The sequence below is a fragment of the Marinomonas sp. 63XJN7_9_ISO-PGPR-S23-217 genome (assembly GCF_056173515.1).
This window is the reverse complement of sequence record NZ_CM149678.1, coordinates 4,959,775-4,972,559: the sequence shown is the minus strand read 5'-3', so window position 1 is coordinate 4,972,559 and position 12,785 is coordinate 4,959,775. Positions and strand designations below refer to the sequence as shown.

The window sequence follows — 12,785 nt, the reverse complement described above, 5'->3', positions numbered from 1 at the left end:
AACAGCTCCTAATGTGTAACTTGGTCTTATGACCAGACAGGCTTTTAATAGCCAAAGTGCTCCAGACTTAGCTCAAAATAATGATAACAAACGCAACATGGCCTTGATGTGAAGGTGGTTAGTCCGTCTTTTTTGGGGTTGTGATAGGAGAAGCGAATGAACTATTTTAAAAAAATGGCCGCAGGATTGATCATGGTGGCAAGTATTTTCGGCACCAGTAGTGTTCTTGCTGCGCAAGAATACGTAGGTATTGCGATGCCTACCAAATCCTCTGCAAGATGGATTACCGACGGCTATACCATGAAGAAGCTGTTTGAGAAAGCGGGTTACAAGGTGGATCTTCAATACGCAGAAGACCAAATCCCTAACCAACTTGCTCAAATTGAAAACATGATAGTGAAAGGGGTCAATGTATTGGTCATTGCTCCAATTGATGGCACCACCTTAACCAATGTCCTAGAAGATGCTCATGCCTCTGGTGTCCAAGTTATTTCCTATGATCGTCTGATCAAAAACTCTCCTTATGTGGATTACTATGCGACGTTCGATAACTTTAAAGTGGGCGTGTTACAGGCCAAGTCCTTGATGAGCGGTATGGAAAAACGTGGTAAAGGGCCTTACAACATTGAATTGTTTGGTGGCTCGCCAGACGATAACAACGCTTATTTCTTTTATAACGGCGCCATGTCGGTGCTTCAGCCTCTGATTGATTCCGGTAAGGTCAAGGTTGTATCAGGCCAAATGGGCATGGCGAAAGTCGGTACCTTACGTTGGGACGGGGCCACCGCTCAAGCACGTATGGATGATCTGTTATCTGCTCATTACACCAATAAACGTCTTGACGGCGTCTTGTCCCCCTATGATGGTATTTCCATCGGTATTCTGTCCTCTTTAAAAGGAGTGGGTTACGGTTCCGGTGATATGCCCATGCCGATTGTGACGGGACAAGATGCGGAAATCCCATCAGTGAAATCCATCATTGCTGGCGAGCAATACTCTACTATTTTTAAAGACACCCGAAAATTAGCGGCTGTGGCGGTAAATATGGCGCAAGCGATCGTGAAAGGGACGAAACCTCAAGTTAATGACACAAAGACCTACAACAATGGTGTGAAAGTGGTCCCTAGTTATTTACTGCAGCCAGTTACCGTTAATAAATCCAACTGGGAAAAAGTCTTGCTAGGCAGCGGCTACTACAAGAAAAGCCAAATCGAATAATTACTCACCTTATCGTTTAACAATAACAACAAGAAAGCAGCGGACGCCGTAAAACGGGTCCGCTCACGGGATTCCTATGGAAAATATTATTTTGGAAATGCGCGGCATTACCAAGACGTTTCCTGGTGTGAAAGCGCTCGATAATGTCAATCTCAAGGTCAAGAAGGGAGAAATTCACGCCTTGGTTGGTGAAAATGGCGCGGGTAAATCCACCTTAATGAAGGTACTGAGTGGCGTTTATCCCTATGGAAGCTATCAAGGGGATATTCTATTTAATGGCGAGACAATGGCTTTTTCTGGCATCGCAGACAGTGAAAAGCAAGGCATTATTATCATTCACCAAGAACTAGCATTAGTGCCGCTGTTATCCATTGCAGAGAACTTATTCTTAGGCAATGAAAATGTTGAGGGCGGTATTATTAACTGGCCTGAAACCTTTAAAAGAACACAAGAGTTACTCAAAAAAGTCGGCTTAAAAGAATCTTCAGCCACCTTGGTTGGGCGTCTGGGGGTTGGTAAACAACAACTTGTGGAAATTGCCAAAGCATTGGCGAAAGACGTGAAGCTGCTGATTCTGGATGAGCCCACATCCGCCTTGCAAGAAAACGACAGCGCCAAGCTACTGGATTTGTTGTTGGAGTTTAAAGCCCAAGGCATCTCTTCTATTTTGATTACCCATAAGCTTAATGAAATCAGTCGCGTGGCAGACAGCATCACGGTGATTCGCGACGGTGCGTCAGTATCCACCTTAGATTGCCAAGTTAACGACATCAGCGAAGCTGACATTATTCGTGACATGGTGGGCCGAGATCTCGCCAACCGATACCCAGCACGAGACAGCCACATAGGCGAATTATTAATGCAGGTTCGTGAGTGGAATGTATGGCATCCAGATTCCCTTGATCGACAAATGATCCATGACATTGAGTTCCATGTACGTGCGGGTGAAGTGGTGGGCATTGCAGGGCTAATGGGCTCAGGGCGAACCGAATTGGCAATGAGTTTGTTTGGCAAAAGTTATGGCAAAAACATTCAGGGTAAGGTGAGCCTGCGAGGCCAAGAGGTCGATGTCTCAACCGTCCCGAAAGCCATTCAGTGTGGTTTGGCTTATGTGACAGAAGACCGTAAAGAGCTGGGTTTAATTCTCGAAGAAACCATTCAAACCAATACCACCTTGGCGAATCTAGAACGTGTCTCTTCCCGAGGTGTGATTGACGAAACCATAGAACGCCGAGTCTCGGAAGAATACCGCAAAGCCATGCGCATACGCACCCCCAGTGTGTTTCAAAAAGTCATGAACCTTTCCGGTGGGAATCAACAAAAAGTGGTGCTCAGTAAATGGCTGTATTCGCAACCGGATGTGTTGATTCTCGATGAGCCCACGCGTGGCATAGATGTGGGGGCCAAGTTTGAGATTTACAGCATCATTAACCAATTGGCCGATGACGGCAAAGGGGTGGTGATGATTTCTTCCGAAATGCCGGAGTTATTAGGGATGTGTGATCGCATTTATGTGATGAACGAAGGTCGCTTTGTGGGAGAACTCGACAAAGCGCAAGCCAGCCAAGAAAAAATCATGTCGATGATTGTGAATGCGTAACGGGAGTAAACCAATGGATACAACAAAAGAAACCATCTCCACAGAGGCGCAAGCGGCACCGACTGTTGGAACTTATTTAAAATCGCACATGCGTGACTACGGCATGCTGATTGCGTTAATTGTCATTATGGGCATGTTTCAGTTTCTCACCGATGGCACCTTGATGCGTCCGGCGAACCTGACGAATTTATTCTTACAAAACAGCTACATCATTATTATGGCCATTGGTATGTTGCTGGTGATTGTGGCCGGTCATATCGATTTGTCAGTGGGGTCAGTGGTGGGCTTTATTGGCGCGCTTGCTGCCGTGATGTCGGTGAATTACCACCTGCCAACCATCGTTGTTGTGCCCGTTTGCCTCGTTGCTGGTTTGATCATCGGGGGGATTCAGGGCTACTGGATTGCCTATTGGCGTATTCCTGCTTTTATTGTCACTCTGGCCGGTATGTTGGTGTTTCGTGGTTTGACACTCACCTTACTGCAAGGTCAATCTGTAGGGCCCTTTCCTGACAGTTTTCAATTATTAAGCACAGGGTTTATTCCGGATGTCTTCGGGGTTGGCCGACCTAATGTCACGGCGATTGCTATCGGTGTGATCACATCCAGCATTATTGTCTTTCTCGCGGCTCGTACCCGCTCTCGCGCCTTGAAGTATGGCATTCAAGATGAGCCGTTTGTTTTCTTTATCGTCAAAAATGCGCTGATTGCTGGGGCGATTATTTACCTGTGCTATTTACTGAGTACCTACCGTGGTTTACCCAATGTATTGATCACGATGGGCGTCTTGATTGCCATTTATACCTTTGTCACCAACAGCACTGTTATTGGGCGTCGTATTTATGCGCTGGGTGGTAATGAAAAAGCCGCCAAGCTGTCTGGTATTAATACCGAACGATTGACGTTTTTGACCTTTGCCAACATGGGGATGCTCGCCGCCGCCGCAGGATTGATTTTCGCCGCGCGTTTGAATACCGCCACCCCCAAAGCAGGCTTTGCCTTTGAGCTAGACGTAATCGCGGCCGTGTTTATCGGTGGGGCGTCCATGTCTGGCGGAGTGGGGAAAATCATCGGTGCGGTGATTGGGGCCTTTATCATGGGCGTCATGAACAATGGCATGTCGATTATGGGGATCGGGATCGATTGGCAGCAAGTTATCAAAGGCTTAGTGCTTTTGTTAGCTGTGATTTTCGATGTCTACAACAAACAAAAAGCACGCTAATAAGGGAGTGATTAAATGATGTTTTTATCCCAAATCAAACAAGGCGGAGTGGTGTGTCGCTACCCAGAGGATGCAAATGGTATGGCCCATCAAGTGAACCATGCCGTCAGTATTTATCAATTGGCGTGTGATGCCATAGAACAAGGTATTTCGTTGGCGACCCTCGTTGATCAATTAGGCCTAGGTGAAGAAGTGAACTTAGCCGAGCTGGCTAACGCCAATCGCTTGGACTGTCCGGTGCGTCACCCGGACCCTGCTCACATGTATTTAACCGGTACCGGCTTGACCCATTTAGGCTCGGCCGCCACACGTAACGCCATGCACGCCAAAAGCGAAGAGTTAACCGACTCTATGAAGATCTTTCAAATGGGGGTCGAAGGTGGCAAGCCAGCAAACGGTGAAGTGGGGGTGCAGCCTGAATGGTTTTACAAAGGTAATGGCGCAGGCGTCATTGCGCCGGGTGAGGCATTGCCATCCCCTGCATTTGCATTGGATGGTGGTGAAGAGCCGGAAATCGCTGGTTTTTATCTGATTGGTAAAAACGGCAAGGTCCATCGCATTGGCTATACCTTGGCGAATGAATTTTCGGATCATGTTACCGAGCGTCAGAACTATTTATACCTAGCCCATTCGAAACTGCGTCCGGCGGCGTTTGGTCCTGAATTGCTAGTGGGGGAATTGCCTGAGCATATAGAAGGTCATTCGTGTATCGAACGAGGTGAGCAAACCTTATGGGAAAAAGGCTTTTTATCCGGTGAAGAGAATATGTCTCACACCTTTAAGAACCTTGAACACCATCATTTTAAATATGACATTTTCCGTCAGCCGGGGGATTTGCATGTGCATATGTTTGGCACAGCCACCTTGTCGTTTGCCGATGGTATTCAAGCAAAAGAAGGGGATGTGTTTGAAATTTCGTCACCCAGCTTCGGCTTACCGTTGCGTAATCCACTGGCGAAAGCAGACGAGCTGGACACAGAGGTTATCTCATTATGAATAAGCAAAATGACGCGGTTTACCCAGATTTAAAAGGTCGCACCGTATTTGTTTCTGGTGGCGCAACGGGCATCGGTGCGGCGATTGTTGAGGCCTATGCGTTACAAGGTGCCAAAACGGCGTTTGTCGATTTGGATGAAGCGGCGGGAAAAGCGTTAGAGAAACGCCTTAAAAAAGAAGGTGGCGAAGTGCGTTTTGAGGTCTGTGATATTACCAAGGTAACAGACTATCAACGGGTGATTCGTGATGCGGCAGAAGCGTTTGGGCCGATCAGTGTCTTGCTCAATAATGCCGCCAATGACGTGCGCCATTCTCTAGAGTCCCTAACCGAAGCACGTTTTGATGAGCTGGTGGCGGTCAATATGAAGCATGCCATGTTTGCCGCACAGGCGGTGGCGCCCATGATGCGTGAACTAGGTGGAGGCTCGATTATCAATTTTGGCTCAGTGGGCTGGATGATGGCATCGGCCGGTTATCCAACCTATGGCGCAAGCAAGGCGGCAGCCCATGGTTTAACCCGTTGTTTAGCAAGAGATTTAGGCGGCGATGGTATCCGCGTGAATACCTTGGTGCCTGGTTGGGTGATGACAGAAAAGCAACTTCGCCTGTGGGTGGATGACGCCGCTGAAGAGAAGATCAAACAAAGTCAGTGTTTAAAGGGCAAAGTACTGCCTAAGCACGTTGCCAATATGGCGTTATTTTTAGGTTCTGATGCCGCAGCCATGTGCTCCGCCCAGAACTTTATTGTTGATGGAGGTTGGGTATGACGGATTCTGAAAAAAACAAGTTCGTACCAAAAGAATGGCCACGCAAATTACGTTCAACAGAATGGTTTGGCGGTACCTCACGGGATCATATTTATCATCGTAGTTGGATGAAAAACCAAGGCTTGCCAGCGGACTTATTCGATGGTCGTCCTGTGATTGGTATTTGTAACACTTGGTCGCAATTAACACCGTGTAATTCCCATCTTCGCGATCTTGCTGAGCGGGTTAAACACGGTATTTATGAGGCGGGTGGTTTGCCTTTGGAGTTTCCTGTGTTTTCCGTGGGGGAGAGCTCCCTTCGCCCAACGGCCATGATGTATCGCAACATGGCGGCCATGGATGTAGAAGAAGCGCTACGAGCCAATCCATTGGATGGGGTGGTGCTGTTAGCTGGCTGCGATAAAACCACCCCTGCTTTGATTATGGGGGCATGCAGTGTGGATATTCCTGCCATTGTTGTGTCTGGCGGGCCTATGCTAAACGGTTACTTTCGAGGTGAGCGAGTAGGGTCAGGGACCGCTTTGTGGCAAATGTCGGAAGACATCAAAGCGGGCAACATGACGCAAGAGGATTTCCTTGAAGCCGAGCAGTCCATGTCTCGCTCTGTAGGGTCCTGTAATACCATGGGCACCGCCAGCACCATGGCATCCATGGCAGAAGCCTTGGGCTTGGCGTTATCCGGCAATGCGGCAATTCCGGCCGTGGACAGCCGTCGCCGAGTCATGGCGCACCTGACCGGACGTCGTATCGTCGATATGGTGAAAGACGATTTGAAACCGTCGGACATTTTAACCCGTCAGGCCTTTGAAAATGCCATTCGAGTCAATGGTGCCATTGGCGGCTCGACCAATGCCGTGATTCATTTACTAGCGATTGCGGGTCGTGTGGGGGTGGATCTCACCTTAGACGATTGGGATAAGTTTGGCCAAGACATTGCCACCATTGTGAACCTGATGCCATCGGGCAAATATTTGATGGAAGAGTTCTTCTATGCAGGAGGCTTACCTGTAGTGATTAAGCACCTCGCCGAAGCAGGCAAACTGCATAATAACGCGCTGACGGTATCGGGCTCATCCATATGGGAAGAAGTGCAAAACGTCAAAAATTGGAACCCTGATGTCATCTTGCCTGTCGAAAAAGCCCTAACCCAGAAAGGTGGTATTGTTGTTTTGAAAGGGAATTTGGCACCTAAAGGCGCAGTATTAAAACCGTCTGCGGCGTCTGAGCATTTGTTACAACATCGTGGTCGTGCGGTGGTGTTTGAAGACATTGACGATTACAAAGCGAAAATCAACGATGAGAATCTCGACATCGATGAAAACTGCGTCATGGTGCTGAAAAACTGTGGTCCGAAAGGTTACCCAGGTATGGCGGAAGTGGGCAATATGGGCTTGCCGCCAAAAGTGTTACGCAAAGGGATTAAAGACATGGTGCGTATTTCCGATGCGCGTATGTCGGGGACGGCCTATGGCACAGTGGTGTTGCATACCACACCGGAAGCCGCCGCTGGCGGGCCATTAGCGGTGGTTCAAAATGGCGATATGATTGAACTGGATGTGAAGAATCGTCGTTTGCATGTGGATATTTCCGATGAAGAAATGGCCCAGCGCTTAGCCAATTGGGAAAGCCATTTGGAAAAACCCAAAGGCGGTTATATCAAGCTTTTCCATGACCATGTGCAAGGGGCGGACACTGGAGCCGATTTTGATTTCTTAAAAGGCTGCCGTGGTGCAGCCGTACCGAAAGACAGTCACTAGGATGCAATAAGACAGCCATCAAATAGGTTGTCTACTTCTTCAACCCCTCCCTAACCCTCCCCTTAAATAAGGGGAGGGAACTGGAAATGCCTCAGGCTTCTCCCCTTTACTAAGGTGAGGGAATTGGAAATACCTCAGGCTCCTCCCCTTTACTAAGGTGAGGGAATTGGAAATACCTCAGGCTCCTCCCCCTTTACTAAGGAGAGAAAGCTGTATTGTGGCACTTAGCTCCTCCCCCTTGCTAAGGGGGAGGCTGGGAGGGGGTTATAAGGTTTTATTGATGTTTTTACTAAAAAGAGAAGGAGAAAGTATGTTAACAGGACAGCATTTTATTGCCGGTAAATGGGTAAAAGGCGATGCAACATTTTCTTCCAGTCCGGCTACGGGCTCCGCACATGAGTTTGCTGTGGGTCGGGTATCGGATGTCAACGCAGCGGCGGAAGCCGCCGAAGCGGCATTTGAGGTTTATGGCTATAGCGCTCGTGAAGACAGAGCGGCTTTTTTGCATGCCATTGCCGACGAAATCGATGTGTTAGGTGATCAAATTACCGACATGGGTGTACAAGAAACAGGTTTACCCGCTGCGCGTTTGCAAGGGGAGCGTGGTCGTACTACAGGACAACTGCGTTTGTTCGCAGAGCGTATTGTGTCCGGCGAATACTTAGACCGTCGTTTTGATGAAGCCTTGCCAGATCGTGCGCCACTGCCGCGCCCTGATATGTATATGGTACAACGCCCGATTGGCCCTGTTACCGTGTTTGGTGCATCCAACTTTCCGTTGGCGTTTTCAACGGCAGGTGGCGATACGGCTGCGGCGTTAGCAGCTGGTTGTCCAGTGATTGTGAAAGGCCACTCGGCGCATCCTGGCACTGGCGAGCTGGTGGCGCAGGCAATAGAAGCGGCCATCAAACGTTGCAATATGCCAGCGGGTGTATTCTCGTTGATTCAGGGTGGTAATCGCCAAGTCGGGCAGGCGCTGGTGCAGCATCCGTTTGTCAAAGCGGTAGGTTTTACCGGCAGTTTAGCTGGTGGTCGTGCCTTGTTTGATTTATGTGCTGCCCGCCCTGAACCGATTCCTTTTTTTGGTGAACTGGGGTCGGTGAATCCTATGTTTGTGATGCCAGAAGCAGTGAAAAATCGTGCGCAAGAGCTAGGTAAAGGCTGGGCGGGCTCATTAACCATGGGCGCAGGGCAGTTCTGTACCAATCCTGGTATTGCGGTGATGTTGGATAACGCTGACTCTCGCTCCATGATTGAAGCGGCGAGCGCTGCGTTATCAGAGATACCTGTGCAAACCATGCTAACGGACGGCATTGCCGATGCCTACCGTTCAGGGGTGGCGGCGATGGATGAAAGTGGTATCAAGCCCGTGCTGCGTACTGAAGATAGTCAAGGACGTAGCGCATTACCGAACCTGTTTACCGTGTCTGCTCAGGCTTGGTTGGATAATCCGACATTGCACCATGAAGTGTTTGGCCCATTAGGCTTGGTTGTATTGGCAGACAGTGTTGAGCAGATGGTCGAGCTGGCCCGTCATTTGGAAGGTCAACTGACTTGCACGATACACCTTGATGACGGCGATCATGCCGCGTGTCAGAAACTCTTACCAATATTGGAGCGCAAAGCCGGGCGGTTATTGGCGAATGGTTTCCCTACAGGAGTTGAGGTCAATGACACCATGGTACATGGTGGCCCTTACCCTGCGTCCACGAACTTTGGAGCGACCTCCGTGGGGACGTTATCGATTCGTCGTTTCTTGCGCCCAGTGTGCTATCAAAATATCCCCAAAGCCTTGTTGCCGAAAGACCTAGATTAGGCTTTAAGCACTTGCGTTGAGATCACGTTGACGGTGGACATTATCCCCCAGTCACTGGTGTTCAGTGGCTGGGGGATGGGTCAAGTACTGTGTGTTATGACGCAGTACTTGACGCTGATTGTTCAGACAGCAGTCCCTTAGCCATCTCCATCGCTTCCTCACGGGACGCAGTAAGAAGCAAGGGGTAGCCCCAGAATTTGGCGAAGAGTACTGCAAACGCCTTGAAGCCAAGGCGTTTGGCTGAGTTGGATTCGATCAGAATCATGGCCAGAACCAGCTTGCGTAACTCGGTCTTGTGCTTTTTCATCCAGAGCGCGGTGCGTTTCTTCTCGGCTGGCGAGTGCTCATGGCCTTCGTCTGGTGCACTATCGGTCAATATCACGAAGGGCTCCCCGCGTTGCAAAGTGGCCTCGAACGCTGAAAAGTCCTCTTCGTGGTCGTGCCCTGGCTCGTGCGAAAAACTCATCCAAACATAGGGGAAGTTTGCGCTATTCATTGACATAATGTGCTCCTTTTCTCTTGAGGTGGCGCCAGGTGGTCACAATGGCGAACACGCCTGGTAAGGTGATAAAGAAAACGGCTGAGAAGGCAACGTACCAACCGTCGCGCAAGCCGTCGGAAATCCCGCCTAGGGTATTCAGGGCAACCATCAGGCCGCCAAGAATTAATGCAGCCCATTGCGCTTTTGTGGTTCCGCTCAAGGCCAGCAGAATCGTGACAATCCAACAACCATAGAATGCGGAAAACACCCACAGTATGTGGGGGTCAAAGGTAATTTCTGGGGCCGCTCCATGGGCTCGCACAAAGTTGTTTACGTAAAAGAACAACTGGAAGGTGACATAAAGCACGGCACCTGCGCCAGTGGTCAGCCAGAACAAGGCAACCCTGTTCTGTTGGGGTAATATCACGGGAGGCCGTTGGTAAGAGTTAGATTCGGATGACATAGTTTTCTCTCTTATAATGTTAGGGTAGTACTGAGCGGGTGTGCCATGTAGGGCTCACTCACAACTTGTAGTTCAGCGTTAGCATTACGTTACGCGGTGCGCCATAACTCACCGTGTCAAAGTCGCCTTTTTGTAGTGCGTACTTCTTGTTGAACACATTATTGACGTTAACTGCCACGTTGATCTTTTTGGTGATGTCGTAACGTCCCATTAGCGATACCAGAGCATAGGAAGCTTGTTCCCCTCCCAAGGTGCTAGTACCAGTATTGGGCGCTTGATAGAAACGGCTTTGCCATCTCACCCCTCCGCCGAGCGTTAACTTGTTCCACTCTCCAGGTAACTGGTAGGTGGTGAAAAGTTTGGCTGTGGTGCGTGGAATTTGCGAATTCAAACGGACGCCATCGCCATCATGCGCGGTGAAGTGAGAAAGACCCGCGTAGATATTCCAGCCATGCGCAAGTTCGCCCTGTAAATCCAGCTCGAACCCGCGTGACTTCGTTCCATCTGAGCCTTTGTAGGCTTGGGCGCCGCTCGGTGTATAGGAGCCAGCGACAAGCTGTGCTGCGTTGTTTAGCTCCGTTTCGAACAAGGACACCGATGCATTCAGACGCCCGTTCAGATAAGTGCTTTTGAGTCCGGTTTCTTTAGTTTTTCCTTTGGATGGCGTGAGTAGATTGCCGTTTTTGTTCCGGTAGTCTGTTTGCGGATTGTAGATAGCTGTGTAGCTCACGTAGGCCGAATAGGTTTTGTTGATGTCGTAGACCAAGCCTGCGTATGGAGTGAATTCACTGCTTTTTTTGTAGTGTGATGGTGTGCCGTTGACGTTTTCGTCAACTTCGTAGTTGCTGATGCGACCACCAATAATGAGTTTTAAAGGATCAGCCAGCGAAAACCGGGCAGCACTATAGATACCATTCTGTTTGATTCGGGTGTGAGTCGGCGTTGGTGTCTTGGCGCTGAAGTTAGGTTCTGGGTAGGCTGGGCTCAGCGTATAGATATTGACTGGCACAAGGCCTGGATAATACGGTGCGATATCCTCCCGGTTGGATGTGCTATGGGAGCTCGATGCCCCCACCACTAGCTCATGTTGGCGACCTAGCAGTTCGAAGGGACCACTCGCCATCACGTCGAAGGTATTTTGGCGGCTATGGCCGTCAGACGACAGCGCGACTGGGTAGGCTCCGTTAGGGAAAGTGCCTAGTCCCGTGGTGCGATCAGGACGGCCGACTAGACCGAGCAGTTGAGTATCGAACTCCGTACGGTATTGGTTAGTAATCCCTCGGACCTTCCAGCCGTTGTCAAAATGGTGCTCGATTTCGGCAAACGTTGTCTTAAGGGTGTTGTTCCAGTGGCTCCAGTCCTGCGCGTAGTTCTTGGAGCGTGAATAATCAGCCTGTGTGCCGTCGCTGAACCATAGTGGTAAGCCGCCCCAAGTTGAACCTTTCGGTGTGATGTCCTGATAGTCATAACCTAGGCTTAGAGTTGTGTCCTCAGTCAGATCCGCCTCGATGATTCCGTAGAAGCCTTTTCTCTTCGGCTTGTAGCCGTCGAGGTACGAATGTCCGTCTTGGTATGTTCCCACTATACGGGCGCGAACACGGCCATCTTTGGTTAACGGCGTCGAGATGTCGGCCATGCCTCGATGGGTATCCCAGCTCCCTGTGCCGAGTGAGGCGGCCGCAGAGAAGTTGCGGGTTGGTCGTTTGCGTACTAGGTCGATGGCGGCCGAGGGGTTACCTGTACCAGTCAGCAAGCCGGAGCCCCCACCCACAACCTCGATACGATCATAGAACGCGGTATCGATAGAACCAATACCGCTTCCATTGACAATGTTGCCGACAATGGTAGGGATACCGTCGTATTGAATGTTGTTGATTAAGAAACCTCGTGAATAGAAGCTCGTCCTCTCGGTATCCGCTTGGCTTGCCGAGATGCCTGTGGTGTTCTCTAACACCTGCTGCACGGAATCCAATTGCTGATCGTCCATGCGTTGACGCGTAACTACTGTCACAGACTGCGGTGTTTCCTTCGGTGACAGCGACAGACCTGTTGCCGCCGATGTCGCGCCAGTCGTGTAGGAGCCCGTACCTTCGGTGGTCGCCATATCCGAGCGGCCTGTTACGGTGAGGGTCGGCAAGTCGGTTTCCGCTTGAGAGTTTTTTTCTGATTCGTCTTTGGCCTGCTCTGACTTGGCTTGGACCTGTCCTGAGTTAGCTTGGACCTGTCCTGATTCGGCTGCGAAGGCACTTTGCGCACTGATGAGAATTGCTGCCGCAACAGCCGAGCTGAGCACGGTGCGAGGCGCAATTCTGATGGATCCTTTATACAACCCATCCAGGTGAGGGTAGACGGCGGGCTCTACTCCCCTATCAACAGAGCAACGAAACTTTCCTTTAGTTGTTAAATAAAACATTAATAATACTCATTTGCATTTAGATGCTTTATTTAATAATGAAACGCTATAAAGG

10 protein-coding genes are annotated in these 12,785 nt (G+C 49.8%); 7 read left to right on the top strand and 3 right to left on the bottom strand.

The window, feature by feature from the left end; all coding sequences use genetic code 11:
* Window positions 1-156: 156 nt before the first annotated feature.
* The 7 genes from chvE (at window position 157) to AC0VYI_RS23070 (ending at window position 9,373) form a co-directional block, all read left to right on the top strand.
* Window positions 157-1,218 (top strand): multiple monosaccharide ABC transporter substrate-binding protein, encoded by a 1,062-nt coding sequence (chvE, locus tag AC0VYI_RS23100; protein ID WP_475445879.1) that lies wholly within the window; start codon window positions 157-159, stop codon window positions 1,216-1,218.
* A gap of 76 nt (window positions 1,219-1,294) precedes the next feature.
* Complete coding sequence (gene mmsA, locus AC0VYI_RS23095) at window positions 1,295-2,818, top strand: multiple monosaccharide ABC transporter ATP-binding protein (RefSeq protein ID WP_475445877.1); 1,524 nt, start codon at window positions 1,295-1,297, stop codon at window positions 2,816-2,818.
* Window positions 2,819-2,831: 13 nt separating this feature from the next.
* The gene (gene mmsB, locus AC0VYI_RS23090) at window positions 2,832-4,037 is read left to right on the top strand and encodes a multiple monosaccharide ABC transporter permease (RefSeq protein ID WP_475445875.1); all 1,206 of its coding nucleotides are present in this window, start codon (window positions 2,832-2,834) and stop codon (window positions 4,035-4,037) included.
* 15 nt (window positions 4,038-4,052) lie between these two features.
* Window positions 4,053-5,033, top strand: a complete 981-nt coding sequence (araD1, locus tag AC0VYI_RS23085) for an AraD1 family protein (protein ID WP_475445873.1) — start codon at window positions 4,053-4,055, stop codon at window positions 5,031-5,033.
* Window positions 5,030-5,800, top strand: a complete 771-nt coding sequence (locus tag AC0VYI_RS23080; RefSeq protein ID WP_475430004.1) for an SDR family NAD(P)-dependent oxidoreductase — start codon at window positions 5,030-5,032, stop codon at window positions 5,798-5,800. Before araD1 ends, AC0VYI_RS23080 begins: the two co-directional genes overlap by 4 nt.
* Complete coding sequence (gene araD / locus AC0VYI_RS23075) at window positions 5,797-7,557, top strand: L-arabinonate dehydratase (protein WP_475445871.1); 1,761 nt, start codon at window positions 5,797-5,799, stop codon at window positions 7,555-7,557. The genes AC0VYI_RS23080 and araD overlap by 4 nt, the downstream gene beginning before the upstream one ends.
* A 310-nt stretch (window positions 7,558-7,867) precedes the next feature.
* Complete coding sequence (locus tag AC0VYI_RS23070; RefSeq protein WP_475445870.1) at window positions 7,868-9,373, top strand: aldehyde dehydrogenase (NADP(+)); 1,506 nt, start codon at window positions 7,868-7,870, stop codon at window positions 9,371-9,373.
* 94 nt (window positions 9,374-9,467) lie between these two features.
* On the opposite strand, the gene AC0VYI_RS23065 is transcribed toward AC0VYI_RS23070, so the two are convergent.
* From AC0VYI_RS23065 to AC0VYI_RS23055, 3 genes are read right to left on the bottom strand one after another with little or no spacing between them, the layout of a single operon-like run.
* A complete protein-coding gene (locus AC0VYI_RS23065) occupies window positions 9,468-9,875 on the bottom strand; it encodes a hypothetical protein (protein ID WP_475445868.1) in 408 nt (135 codons plus the stop codon).
* Complete coding sequence (locus AC0VYI_RS23060; protein WP_475445867.1) at window positions 9,862-10,317, bottom strand: hypothetical protein; 456 nt, start codon at window positions 10,315-10,317, stop codon at window positions 9,862-9,864. Before AC0VYI_RS23060 ends, AC0VYI_RS23065 begins: the two co-directional genes overlap by 14 nt.
* Window positions 10,318-10,375: 58 nt before the next feature.
* Window positions 10,376-12,730 (bottom strand): TonB-dependent siderophore receptor, encoded by a 2,355-nt coding sequence (locus AC0VYI_RS23055; protein ID WP_475445865.1) that lies wholly within the window; start codon window positions 12,728-12,730, stop codon window positions 10,376-10,378.
* Window positions 12,731-12,785 lie beyond the last annotated feature (55 nt).

Coding starts and splice junctions, on each gene's coding strand:
- chvE (WP_475445879.1), top strand. CDS start 157: ATGAACTATTTTAAAAAAATGGCCGCAGGATTGATCATGGTGGCAAGT.
- mmsA (WP_475445877.1), top strand. CDS start 1,295: ATGGAAAATATTATTTTGGAAATGCGCGGCATTACCAAGACGTTTCCT.
- mmsB (WP_475445875.1), top strand. CDS start 2,832: ATGGATACAACAAAAGAAACCATCTCCACAGAGGCGCAAGCGGCACCG.
- araD1 (WP_475445873.1), top strand. CDS start 4,053: ATGATGTTTTTATCCCAAATCAAACAAGGCGGAGTGGTGTGTCGCTAC.
- AC0VYI_RS23080 (WP_475430004.1), top strand. CDS start 5,030: ATGAATAAGCAAAATGACGCGGTTTACCCAGATTTAAAAGGTCGCACC.
- araD (WP_475445871.1), top strand. CDS start 5,797: ATGACGGATTCTGAAAAAAACAAGTTCGTACCAAAAGAATGGCCACGC.
- AC0VYI_RS23070 (WP_475445870.1), top strand. CDS start 7,868: ATGTTAACAGGACAGCATTTTATTGCCGGTAAATGGGTAAAAGGCGAT.
- AC0VYI_RS23065 (WP_475445868.1), bottom strand. CDS start 9,875: ATGTCAATGAATAGCGCAAACTTCCCCTATGTTTGGATGAGTTTTTCG.
- AC0VYI_RS23060 (WP_475445867.1), bottom strand. CDS start 10,317: ATGTCATCCGAATCTAACTCTTACCAACGGCCTCCCGTGATATTACCC.
- AC0VYI_RS23055 (WP_475445865.1), bottom strand. CDS start 12,730: ATGTTTTATTTAACAACTAAAGGAAAGTTTCGTTGCTCTGTTGATAGG.